The organism is Rubripirellula lacrimiformis (assembly GCF_007741535.1).
GTDB lineage: Bacteria > Planctomycetota > Planctomycetia > Pirellulales > Pirellulaceae > Rubripirellula > Rubripirellula lacrimiformis.
Genome location: NZ_CP036525.1, coordinates 1,229,588 through 1,240,382, shown reverse-complemented (window position 1 = coordinate 1,240,382; position 10,795 = coordinate 1,229,588). Strand labels below are relative to the sequence as shown.

Genomic DNA, 10,795 nt, shown 5'->3' with positions numbered 1-10,795 from the left:
GCAGGCCGCGGAAACACATCTCCGTTTGCCTCAGCAGACGTAATGCCCCGCACGCCGGCTGGGGCTATTCGCCGATGACGTCGTCGTCGATCGAACTGTCGGGCGCACGGCTGCCGACTAGTAACCCTGTCCCGCGCAGTCGCCACAGAAAGAATGCCGCGCCGATGGCCATCAGAGCTGCGCAGATGTAAAAGATGTTCTGCGGCTTGTCGTCAAAGCCGGGGCGGATGGCCCAGTACAACAGCGCCGCTACGGTCATGAAGGCGAATGAAACCGCATTGGCGGTGCCCAAGAAACGGCCCCGTTCGTCATCGGGCGACAAGTACTGCAGCAGTGCCTGCAGCGGCACGATGTAAAACCCGGCAAAGAAGCCGGCACCAAAGATCAGCAGCGAAACCATGCTAGTGGCGACCTGCAACATCGTCGCGCCCGGCATCTGAGGTGCAGGCACGGCCGCCAACAATGTGAAAAACACAATCAAACCGGCTGCACCGATCGGGATCAACTTGGGCTGGATCTTGTGCCCCGAAATCAATCCGGCCACCGCGCATCCGACGCCGATCGCGATGCCCAAAACGCCCATCAACACACTGGCCTCGGCCCGATTGATTCCCAGCACGACGGTGTACTCGGGCACGATGAACAGGGCCAACCCAGCCAACAAGTAGAAGTACCCCCAGGCCATCATCACCGCCAACAGCCGCGACTTGGCCATTTCACGGATGGTCAGGACGTAAGTCGACAACGGGTTCCAGTCCCATTTCAGATCATGGTCACCCACCGGCAGTCGAGGCATCGCGAGAGCGACCGCCCATCCGCAGATCGCGATCAAAACCAATGCGGCGCCCGGCAACCAAGCCAGACCGGCGGTACCTTCCTGTGGCGAATATCGATCGCTGATCGCACCAGCGGCCAAGGTGCCCACGATGACAGCCACGTTGGTCATCATGTTGATCGTGCCGTTGGCGCGGCTAAGGTCGCCATCGTCGACCAGTTCCGGGATCATGCCGTACTTGGCCGGTCCGAAAAACGAACTTTGACAGGTCAATGCGACCAGACCCAACATCGTCAGCCACAGGTTGCCCGTGAAGAACCCGATGGCGGCAATGATCGCGATCGGGATCTCCGCGATCTTGACCCACATCGTCACATCCCGCTTCGAAAATCGATCGGCCAACTGGCCACCGTACCCCGACAACAAGATGAATGGGATGGTGAAGCAAATACCAACGATCCCTTGCCCGCCTTCGCCCAGGTGCCCGGCCCAAGCACCATCGATGACCATGAAAGTCAAAATGCCCTTCAGCACGTTGTCGTTCATCGCACCAAAAAACTGAGCTGTCAGCAGGCTAAGAAAACCACGCTGAAAAAGTTTGCTGGACATGGCGACGGGGTCTCTGGACCAAGGGAATCGAAATCGGTCGAACTTGGCGAGAGTCTAGCAGATCAACCTATCCGGTACTTTGCGATCGCTTCGGGCAACGGGTACGCCGTCACATCCCGGTCGCCTTCGGTCGCCGCGATTTCCAGCAACCGTTGATAGCCGCGTGTGACCAACGCAGTCCGCGCGGCAACGTAGTCGGCATCCAGTTCGGATTTAGCAAAGTCCCCGTCGACCGTCACCGCATCGAAATGCGAGTGATCGATGAACTGGGCCATGACCGGATTGCATCGGATGTGGCGTTCGGGCCGCGTATGCAGCACCTCGGGATCCAATTCGCCGATCACATAACGAAGGTACAAATCGCTGTCCACGATCGACGCCACATCGCACTGGCAGACTTCACACAGATAGCCTTCGTCACATTTCGCCATCGAACTTGTTGGGCCTCTTGTGCGAAAACGAAAAAGCTGCGACTACGAAAGTCCCAACACGTCGAACATATTGTACAAGCCAGCCGGTTGGCTCTGCAGCCACTTCGCAGCCGTGATCGCGCCGGACGCGTAACAATCACGATTGCTGGCCGCGACATTGATTTCGATGCGTTCGCCCATCATCGCAAACACGATGGTGTGTTCGCCGGGATTGTCACCAACGCGGACGGCGTGATAACCAATTTCGTTGCGGGTGCGTTGCCCGGTTTCGCCTTCGCGGCCGTGCACATGTTTGACATCGCCGTCCATTTTTTCAGCGATCAGTTCGCCGAACCGCAGCGCCGTTCCGCTGGGGGCATCCGCTTTGAATCGGTGATGCCGTTCGATGATTTCGATGTCGACTCCGCCGGTCACATTTTTGAGCGTTTCGGTGATCTGCTGAGTCACTTTCATCGTCAAATTGACCGCCGTCGACATGCTGGGCGCCCACACGACGGGGATCAGTTTGGCGGCTTCGGCAATCGCCGCTTTCTGAGAATCCTGCAGCCCTGTGGTCGCGATCACCAGGGGCATCTTGGCCGCGACGCAGCGGGCCAGACAACCATCGACGGCGATCGGTAGCGAGAAATCGATGACGACGCTGGCGTAGCCGGGCCACTCGGCAGACAGCGGCACGTTCAGCGCAGCGATCCCGGCGACCAAACCGGCGTCTTGCCCGATCAGGCCGTTTTCGGCGTGATCGATCGCGGCGGTGACTTGGATATCCTTGTCTTCGGCAGCCAAAGCGACGACGCGACGTCCCATCCGACCAGCAGCGCCGTGTACGGCGAGTTGAATTTTGTTGCTCATGCCGAAGAATCTAACGTCAACCGGATCGTTTTCGTAGGCCAGGGCTTACGGGCCGATACCGATCGACCCCACGGGCTACAAATTCAGTCGCTTGGCAATTTCGTCTTTGACCGCCGACGCATCGGCGGGCAGGTGGACGGCTGGGTTGGCGTACTGGCTGTTGATGCCTTCCAAAGTCGACTCGTGATAGCCGACCTTGAAATCGGTGAACTTCAGCCCGTGTGCAGTACTAAGCACGACGGTTCGGTCCGACGACTTGATCACGCCTCGCTTGATCAGTTTGGTCAGCACCGCCAACGCGACGCCCGTGTGGGGACAGGTAAACATGCCGGTCAGGTCAGCGTGGGCGGCCGCGGCGGCCAATTCATCTTCGCTGGCCTGTTCGACGATCCCGTCGGTTTCCTGGACCGCTTTGACCGCTTTGACATAGCTGACCGGGTCACCGATTCGGATCGCGTTGGCCAAGGTATCGCTGGCGGTCACGCTGACCTTTTCGCGGAACCCATTTTTGAACGATTGGTAGAACGGATTGGCGCGTTCGGTTTGCGCCGCCACTAAACGCGGCATCCGGTTGATCAGCCCCAGGTCCATCATCAACTGGAACCCCTTGTGCAGGGCGCTGATGTTGCCGAGGTTGCCGACCGGAATGATGATCCAATCCGGGACTTCCCATTCGAACTGGCGAACGATTTCGATCCCGACGGTTTTTTGCCCTTCGATTCGCAGGCTATTCATCGAATTGGCCAGGTAGATCGAATCGTCCTTGGTGACTTCCTGGACGATCTTCATACAGCCATCGAAATCGGTGTCCAACGCCAACACGTGGGCTCCGTTGGAAACCGGCTGAATCAACTGAGCCGTACTGACCTTTCCGGCCGGCAGGAAGATGACCGCGGGGATGCCGGCGTAGGCGGCATAGGCAGCCAGAGCCGCACTGGTGTCGCCGGTACTGGCACAGGCGACCGCTTTGACGGGGCTGCCTTGGGCCATCATCTGCTTGACGACACTGACCAACACCGTCATGCCCAAATCTTTGAAGCTGCCGGTGTGGCTATTGCCGCAAAGTTTGATCCACAGATCGGGGACGCCCAACTGTTTGCCCAGTCGTTCGGCCCAAAACAGGTTCGTGTTGCCTTCGAACATGCTGACGACATTTTCGTCCGCCAGCGAAGGGATGACCCATTCACGCATCCCCCAAACACCGCTGCCGTATGGCCAGCTAGACGTGCTGGCACGGGAATCAAACAGTTGCTGCCATTGATAAGCGTTGCGTTTTTTCAGCGGCTGGCGTTCGTGGTGAACTTCCAACAAACTGCCGCAGGTCGGGCAGGTGTAGATAACGTCGTAAATCGAATGCTTTTCGGCACAGCCCGCCACGCATCGGAAATAGACCGTTTGGCTTGCGGTATCAGACTTAAGCTCAGCGACAGACGACATGGGTTGCGATCCTAGTGTTTTACGGTTTTCTCTCATTATGTTCATCGCCAGCCGAACTGGCAAATGGCGATGAACTCTGGGAAATTTGGCCTGACTTGTGTTTCGAAACCGGTCTGGGCAATCGGGCTGGCTAATTCTACCGTGAAGCCAGCCCAGCACGACCCGGAACTTGGCGGCTTCCCCCTGCAGCTCCGCTTCGATTCTGGCGCCCAACCGATTCCACCGCCCGCTCGCCCCACTGCCATCACGATCCCGCCTGCTATGAACTCTGCCACACCTGAACTGGATTCCAGCGCCGCATCGTCTCTGGCGGTGCCAAAATCACGTGTCGTGTGGTTCGTTGCCTTGGCGACATTGGGTGCGGTTGCAGATTTAGCGACCAAATCCGCCATTTTCCAATGGCGTGGGCTGCCCGGCATGAACGATCCCTGGTGGATCATCGACGGGGTCCTGGGCATCGAAACGGCCGTCAATATTGGTGCCGTGTTTGGGATCGGAGCCGGCAAAGGCTTGTTTTTCGCCGCATTTTCGATCGTCGCCGCGATCGGGATCCTGGTCTGGTTGTTCGTTTACCGTGCCGCCCAGTCGCTGTGGCTGACGGTGGCGTTGGGCATGATCACCGGCGGAATCATCGGAAATCTGTACGATCGGCTGGGGATGTGGTGGTTGGACGGGTACCCACCCCAGTGGCAGAGCGGTGTTCGAGACTGGATTTTGTTCCGCATCGAAGGGTTTCCGGGGCTGGATCCGTGGCCAAATTTTAACATTGCCGATTCGCTGCTGGTGGTCGGAGCCGGCATGCTGATGTATCAATCTTTTTTCCCGGGCCAACTGGATTCGCCCCAACCGGATTCCAACGGGAAAAACGACAAACAGCCCGCCGAATCAAAAAACGCTGAAGCAAAACACGACCATGTCGCAAAATCCTGATTCCTGGACCGAAGCCCACGACGGCCGATTGTCGGCGATGATCGACGTCGCCGTCGCAGCCGGACACCACACGCTGAAGTATTTTCGCAGCGACAGTTTGGTGATCGATGCGAAATCCGACGAATCCCCCGTCACGGTCGCCGACCGCGAAGCCGAGCAGTTGGTCCGCAAATTGATCCAGCAGCGGTTTGCTAGCGACACGGTGCAAGGCGAGGAATTCGCCGAACAGGCCGGCACCAGCCGCTATCGATGGGTCGTCGACCCGATCGATGGGACCAAATCGTTCGTCTGTGGCGTTCCTCTGTATTCGACGCTGCTGGCGCTGGAATGGGACGGCAAACCGCTGGGCGGAGTCATCTTCATTCCCGCGACTGGCGAAATCATCGTCGCCGCGGTGGGGCAGGGCAGTTGGTTCAAAGACGACCATGCCGTCGAATCGAGCCCCTGGAAAAAGGCCGCCGTTTCGACCAAATCGGACATCGCCGAAGCGGTGTTTGTGGTCAGCCAAGTCGATTCGTTCGATCAACGCGGTGCCCAATCCGCCTACAAGGATCTGGAAAAAGCCGCCTGGCTGACTCGATCCTGGGGCGATGGATACGGATACCTGATGGTGGCCACCGGGCGAGCCGACATCATGGTCGACCCCGAATGCAACGCCTGGGATGTGGCCGCGATCCTGCCGGTTGTGGTCGAAGCCGGTGGCAAATTCACCGACTGGAAAGGCATCGAAACCTGTCGCGGCGGCGACGGGGTGGGCACCAACGGGCGACTGCACGACGCCGCGCTGAAAATGCTTCGCTGAGGACTGCGAGGACTCTCGTTTCTCGCACGCTCCCAAGCTGGATAGCGCCACTTTCGTGGCGAAAGGTCGGATTCCATTGGATTCGCTAGCCGTTTGGGCAACGCTGTAAAGCATTGATTCCCCATGTTTGGGGCGGTTTTTCGTAGCAGAACTCGTCAAGAGTTTGTCGATGGAGTGAGCCGTGATCGCGTGAGCGGCCGGGCATTTCCCGTTGCCAGTTGCTTCACGGCCAGCGGCTCTCCATTGCCGTTGAAAGTTCGACGAAATCGACAAACCGTTGGCGACTTTCGTTACGAGACGTGGATCGCCGAAAGTCTTGGCGACTTTCGCTACGAGACGTGAGGTCACCGAAAGTCTTGGCGACTTTCGCTACGAGACGTGGATCGCCGAAAGTCTTGGCGACTTTCGGTACGAGACGTGGATCGCCGAAAGTCTTGGCGACTTTCGCTACGAAACGCTAGAAAATTTCCATTCCCGCTCATGTCTGTATCGATTCTTGCCGAGGGTTGATCTTTCGCCCGGCACCGTCCATCTCCTAAGCTCCGATCCTAGTCGGCCACCTTCGTTGGCCGTAGTCGATGGAGCGACGTGGTGTTGAGTCGGTTTTGCAGCCTAGCGTTTTTCGTCACCCTGCTATCCAGCAGTGTTGGCAGCGCGTTTGCGCAGACCTCGGCCGATACCAGCATCGAATCGCCCCAGACCTCGCAAACCACTTCCGCGGATAACGCGCCGACGATCATCTCGCGCGGCCCGATCTCGGTCCCCACCAATGCAATCGACATGATCGGCGGCGGGCCGGAACAGTGGACCAGCCCCGAAGGGATGGCCAGCAGTCTGCAGGTGTTGTTGCTGTTGACCGTGCTTAGCATGGCACCGGCAATCCTGTTGATGACGACCTGCTATGTCCGGATCATCATCGTGTTGGGGCTGCTGCGCCAAGCGATCGGGCTGCAATCGTTGCCGCCCAGCCAAGTGATGACCAGCATCGCGTTGTTCATGACCATGTTTGTGATGACACCGGTGTGGACCCGCGTCTATGAAGACGCCGTCAAACCGTACACCGATCCCGAGACCCCGATGACGCTCGAAGAAGCGTACGAGGCAGGGGCCATTCCGATTCGCCAGTTCATGTCGCGTCAGATTGACGTGGCGGGCAACGAAGACGACGTGCTGCTGTTTTATGGATACATGGACAGCGAAGCCGACCTGCCGACGGGTTACGAAGACGTCCCGATGCGAGTGCTGTTGCCAGCCTACATCCTGAGCGAATTGAAGACGGCGTTCCTGATGGGATTCCAAATCTACCTGCCATTCCTGATCGTCGACTTGGTCGTCGCCAGCGTGACGATTTCGATGGGCATGCTGATGCTGCCGCCCCAAGTGATCTCGTTGCCATTCAAACTGTTGCTGTTCGTCCTCGTCGACGGCTGGCACCTGGTCGTCAAGATGCTGATGGACAGCTTCGGCACCATTGGTTGACGACCGCCACCAACTTTTCATTCTCTTCCTTCCCCCCTTCATTTGCCAGCCAAACATGGATCCTGCCGACGCCATCGACCTTTGCCGTGCGACGCTGATTGCCGCTGTCGTGATCGCTGCGCCGATGCTGTTGGTCGGCATGGCTGCCGGCTTGGCGGTCGGCCTGATGCAGGCGTTGACTCAGGTCCAAGACCAAACGGTCGCCTTTGTGCCCAAGGTGCTGGCCATGGCGGCAGCGTTGGTGGCGTGCTTGCCCTGGTTGCTAACGCGATTGGTTGAATTCACGCGGCATGTGTTCGAGCACGCAGGGATGCCGTGATGGAACCGGACGTGGCTGCATCGACGACGTCGATTCTGACCCAATGGATGGGCGACCACCTGTTGTTGGGTGTGTTGGTACTGACGCGGCTGAGCGCACTACTGATGTCGATGCCAGCGATCGGTGTCGGCGTCCCCAACCGCGTGCGAGCGTTCTTGGCGATCATGATCACCGCCTTGTTGCTGCCGTCGGTTTCCGCCGTTACCCCCGCGGAATCGTTGCCCCAGATGGACAATTTGGTGGAACTTGCGATCGCACTGGCTCGCGAGGGCATGATTGGACTGCTGATCGGTGCGACCGTTCAACTGATCATCACCGGGCTGCAGCTTGGTGGCGAAGCGATCACCAGCACCGGCGGTATGCAATTGGGCGACGCGATCGACCCGACCACACGCAGCAGCATGCCAGCGATCGCACGGATGGTTGGGATGCTGGTGACGGCGGTGATGTTGGCGGCCGGCGGTCATCGCATGATGCTAGATATTTTGATGGACAGTTTCCAATCGCTGCCAGCCGGCGATGTGACGTTCGATGAATCCATGATGACGCTGATCGTTGATCAATTGACCTCCGGCATGGTCGCCGGCATCCGCGTTGCCGCACCGGTGATGGCGGCTCTGCTATTGGCCAACGTGGTCACCGGACTGATCAGCCGAACTCTGCCACAGATCAACGTGCTGGCGATCGGACTTAGCATCAACGCGTTGGCCATGTTGGTCGTGTTGGCGCTCACGATCGGATCGGCTGGATTGATCTTCCAGAACGAACTGGCCGTCACCGCCGTCCGACTCGGAAAGCTTTGGTGAGTTTGATCGATGTCTGACAGCAGTGGTGACAAGAAACACTTAGCAACCGAAAAGAAGCGGCGTCAGTCGCGCGAACAGGGCCAGATCGCCAAGAGTCAGGACCTGACCTCGGCCGGCATGCTGTTGGCGGCATTGGCCGCGCTGTGGATGCTGGGCGAACCAGCCTGCGCCCACATGGCAGGTGCGATCGCCGACGCGCTGTCGACTCCCCGCATGGCACCCATCGGGACGCAGGATGCATCAAATTGGCTGCTGGGTGGATCGGCACGACTAGCGATCGCCGCGGTACCGATGCTGTTGGCAATGTTCGTCGCCGGCGTGCTGGTCAACGTCTCGCAGACCGGTCTGATTCTGACGACGTCCAAAATTGAACCCAAGCTAAGCAACATCAGCCCACTTGCCGGCGTCAAACGGATCCTGTCGCTACAGGGCGTTATGCGACTGGGATTCGGGATTTTCAAACTGATGATCATTGGCGCCGTCGCCTATGCGGCGCTGCGATACTATCGCGATCCCATTCTATCGCTGGCACAAATGAGTGTGCCGCAAATCGCCAGCGTCATGTTTCGATCGCTGATGGGAACCTGCGTGTGGATCGGTGTCGCTCTTTTCATCTTGGCCATTGCCGAATATGCGTTCCAACATTGGAAGCAAGAACAGGACATGATGATGAGCGACCAAGAGATGCGTGACGAGATGAAAGAAACCGAAGGCGACCCGCAAGTCGCCGCTCGCCGCCGACATGTCCAGCGACAAATGATGATGCAACGCGCCGAATCGGAAGTCCCCAAAGCCGATGTCGTTGTCAGCAACCCCACCGAACTCGCCATCGCGATTCAATACGATCCACTGACCATGCCCGCCCCGATTGTGCTGGCCAAGGGCGCCGGGCCACTGGCCCAAAAGATTCGCCGAATCGCACTCGAAAACGGGATCCCCGTCGTCGAACGCAAACCGCTGGCGCAGGTCCTCTACAAGACCGTTGACGTCGGCCAGATCGTGCCAACCGAACAGTACCAAGCCGTCGCCGAAGTGCTGCGGTACGTGTATCAGTTGCAGGGCAAAGACATCCCCAAAGCAACCGCAGCCTAACGACGGCGGCCGGGACTTTCGTTCTGGCACGAGCGAACGTCGCCAAGACTTTCGGCCACCCTCCACACACGGCCGAAACTCTTGGCGGTGTGTCGACCTAAGTGAGCCGTGATCGCGCGAGCGGCCGGGAATCACCCCAACACCCGCGGCATCACGGCCAGCGAATCACCATTACCATTGAAAGTTCGGCTCAATCGACAAACCGCTACCGAGGTTTCGCGGCCGCAGTTTCGAAGTGAAACCGTATCAGCCGGTGATTTCACGGACAGCTTTACGAATCCTTGGCGGCATGATGTACCGCGGGTTCCCAGCGCTGTCGTTGCCAGCTTCTTCGGCCAAACGCAAGAACCTTAGATCGAAGCGGTTTTCGAGCTTGGCAAAGATCGCTTTGGTGGACCGCATCTTATTGGCCGGCAGCGAAAGCGCTTCGTCAAGTTCCGCCAGCGAACGGGGCGCCGGATCCAGTTGGGCGATCCCAGAGACGAATCGCCAAACGCCCCGCTGACTGATCCGAGCCAACTTCTGTCTTAGCGGCAACGATGCTGGTCCAGTCTTTTCGTCTGCGTTTCCGCCATTCCCGTTTCCGCCATTCCCATGACGGGCGGGACCTTCATGGTTCCCCGCCGCGGATGGATCGCCGCCGGCGTTTCCGCGGCCGGGTCCAGGTCCGGGTCCGGGTCCGGGTCCGGGTCCGCAGGGACCGCCATGACGCCCGCGGCCCATCGGTTCGGCGCCGGCGCGGCGAAGACGGCCACGAAGTTGGCGCAGGCCGCGTTGGCAATCGCCGATGTCGTCCAGATTGATCATTAAGTAAGGCATTTTTGTTTTCCGTGAACGGGGCAGGGCAGTGAACGAGCGAATCATACACCGCACGCACCGCGTACGCAAGGCGCACGCAAAGAGATTTGCGTGGCGGCGCGGCCGTGACGGGAGACTGGACTGCGGCAAATCCAGCTTTCGCTGCCAAATTCAGCAATCGAAGTGAACCGTTGACGCGGGCGCGGGGTCCTGGCTAACATAAGCCCATGCAAAACATCACCCTGAACCTATCGCTGCTACTTCTGCGACGCCGATTCGGCGGGTGATCAGGTTTTGTCCGGACCACGAGGGTGGTTCACGAAAGAAAAAGACATAGACCCGAGTCGCCCAGCGACTCGGGTTTTTTTATGGTCTTGTAGGTCAGACCGCATGGTCGAAGTTCCCTTTTCTCAAACACTGTTTCCCATTTCCAAGAGTCCCTGAAAGGTTCTCCTAGCGATGTCGCAA

11 protein-coding genes are annotated in these 10,795 nt (G+C 58.7%); 6 read left to right on the top strand and 5 right to left on the bottom strand.

Annotation, left to right across the window (positions count from 1 at the left end; genetic code table 11):
- Positions 1-64 precede the first annotated feature (64 nt).
- The 4 genes from K227x_RS04405 to thrC all read right to left on the bottom strand — a co-directional run bounded on the left by K227x_RS04405 (position 65) and on the right by thrC (position 4,101).
- Positions 65-1,384, bottom strand: coding sequence for an MFS transporter (locus tag K227x_RS04405; RefSeq protein ID WP_145168257.1), 1,320 nt, complete (start codon positions 1,382-1,384; stop codon positions 65-67).
- Positions 1,385-1,446: 62 nt separating this feature from the next.
- A complete protein-coding gene (locus tag K227x_RS04400; RefSeq protein WP_145168255.1) occupies positions 1,447-1,815 on the bottom strand; it encodes a hypothetical protein in 369 nt (122 codons plus the stop codon).
- A 42-nt stretch (positions 1,816-1,857) separates the two neighbouring features.
- A complete protein-coding gene (gene dapB / locus K227x_RS04395; protein ID WP_145168253.1) occupies positions 1,858-2,664 on the bottom strand; it encodes a 4-hydroxy-tetrahydrodipicolinate reductase in 807 nt (268 codons plus the stop codon).
- A 75-nt stretch (positions 2,665-2,739) separates the two neighbouring features.
- Positions 2,740-4,101 carry a threonine synthase gene (thrC, locus tag K227x_RS04390; protein ID WP_145168251.1) on the bottom strand — a complete coding sequence of 454 codons (1,362 nt, stop codon included), beginning with the start codon at positions 4,099-4,101 and terminating at the stop codon, positions 2,740-2,742.
- A gap of 261 nt (positions 4,102-4,362) precedes the next feature.
- On the opposite strand from thrC, the gene K227x_RS04385 reads away from it, so the two are divergent.
- The 6 genes from K227x_RS04385 to K227x_RS04360 all read left to right on the top strand — a co-directional run bounded on the left by K227x_RS04385 (position 4,363) and on the right by K227x_RS04360 (position 9,529).
- On the top strand, positions 4,363-5,031 hold the full coding sequence (locus K227x_RS04385; protein ID WP_145168249.1) for a signal peptidase II: 669 nt from the start codon (positions 4,363-4,365) through the stop codon (positions 5,029-5,031).
- Positions 5,015-5,833 (top strand): histidinol-phosphatase, encoded by an 819-nt coding sequence (hisN, locus tag K227x_RS04380; protein ID WP_145168247.1) that lies wholly within the window; start codon positions 5,015-5,017, stop codon positions 5,831-5,833. Before K227x_RS04385 ends, hisN begins: the two co-directional genes overlap by 17 nt.
- Positions 5,834-6,568: 735 nt before the next feature.
- Positions 6,569-7,312 carry a flagellar type III secretion system pore protein FliP gene (gene fliP, locus K227x_RS04375; RefSeq protein WP_391540441.1) on the top strand — a complete coding sequence of 248 codons (744 nt, stop codon included), beginning with the start codon at positions 6,569-6,571 and terminating at the stop codon, positions 7,310-7,312.
- Positions 7,313-7,367: 55 nt separating this feature from the next.
- Positions 7,368-7,631: a flagellar biosynthetic protein FliQ gene (locus tag K227x_RS04370; RefSeq protein WP_145168243.1), complete on the top strand. Its 264-nt coding sequence runs from the start codon at positions 7,368-7,370 to the stop codon at positions 7,629-7,631.
- Positions 7,631-8,437 carry a flagellar biosynthetic protein FliR gene (locus K227x_RS04365; RefSeq protein WP_145168241.1) on the top strand — a complete coding sequence of 269 codons (807 nt, stop codon included), beginning with the start codon at positions 7,631-7,633 and terminating at the stop codon, positions 8,435-8,437. Before K227x_RS04370 ends, K227x_RS04365 begins: the two co-directional genes overlap by 1 nt.
- Before the next feature lie 9 nt (positions 8,438-8,446).
- Complete coding sequence (locus tag K227x_RS04360) at positions 8,447-9,529, top strand: EscU/YscU/HrcU family type III secretion system export apparatus switch protein (protein WP_145168239.1); 1,083 nt, start codon at positions 8,447-8,449, stop codon at positions 9,527-9,529.
- Positions 9,530-9,775: 246 nt separating this feature from the next.
- On the opposite strand, the gene K227x_RS04355 is transcribed toward K227x_RS04360, so the two are convergent.
- On the bottom strand, positions 9,776-10,348 hold the full coding sequence (locus tag K227x_RS04355) for a hypothetical protein (protein WP_145168237.1): 573 nt from the start codon (positions 10,346-10,348) through the stop codon (positions 9,776-9,778).
- Positions 10,349-10,795: the final 447 nt, after the last annotated feature.

Excerpts from the sequence above, each read along its gene's own strand:
- K227x_RS04405 (WP_145168257.1), bottom strand. The coding sequence starts at position 1,384 with ATGTCCAGCAAACTTTTTCAGCGTGGTTTTCTTAGCCTGCTGACAGCT.
- K227x_RS04400 (WP_145168255.1), bottom strand. The coding sequence starts at position 1,815 with ATGGCGAAATGTGACGAAGGCTATCTGTGTGAAGTCTGCCAGTGCGAT.
- dapB (WP_145168253.1), bottom strand. The coding sequence starts at position 2,664 with ATGAGCAACAAAATTCAACTCGCCGTACACGGCGCTGCTGGTCGGATG.
- thrC (WP_145168251.1), bottom strand. The coding sequence starts at position 4,101 with ATGTCGTCTGTCGCTGAGCTTAAGTCTGATACCGCAAGCCAAACGGTC.
- K227x_RS04385 (WP_145168249.1), top strand. The coding sequence starts at position 4,363 with ATGAACTCTGCCACACCTGAACTGGATTCCAGCGCCGCATCGTCTCTG.
- hisN (WP_145168247.1), top strand. The coding sequence starts at position 5,015 with ATGTCGCAAAATCCTGATTCCTGGACCGAAGCCCACGACGGCCGATTG.
- K227x_RS04370 (WP_145168243.1), top strand. The coding sequence starts at position 7,368 with ATGGATCCTGCCGACGCCATCGACCTTTGCCGTGCGACGCTGATTGCC.
- K227x_RS04365 (WP_145168241.1), top strand. The coding sequence starts at position 7,631 with ATGGAACCGGACGTGGCTGCATCGACGACGTCGATTCTGACCCAATGG.
- K227x_RS04360 (WP_145168239.1), top strand. The coding sequence starts at position 8,447 with ATGTCTGACAGCAGTGGTGACAAGAAACACTTAGCAACCGAAAAGAAG.
- K227x_RS04355 (WP_145168237.1), bottom strand. The coding sequence starts at position 10,348 with ATGCCTTACTTAATGATCAATCTGGACGACATCGGCGATTGCCAACGC.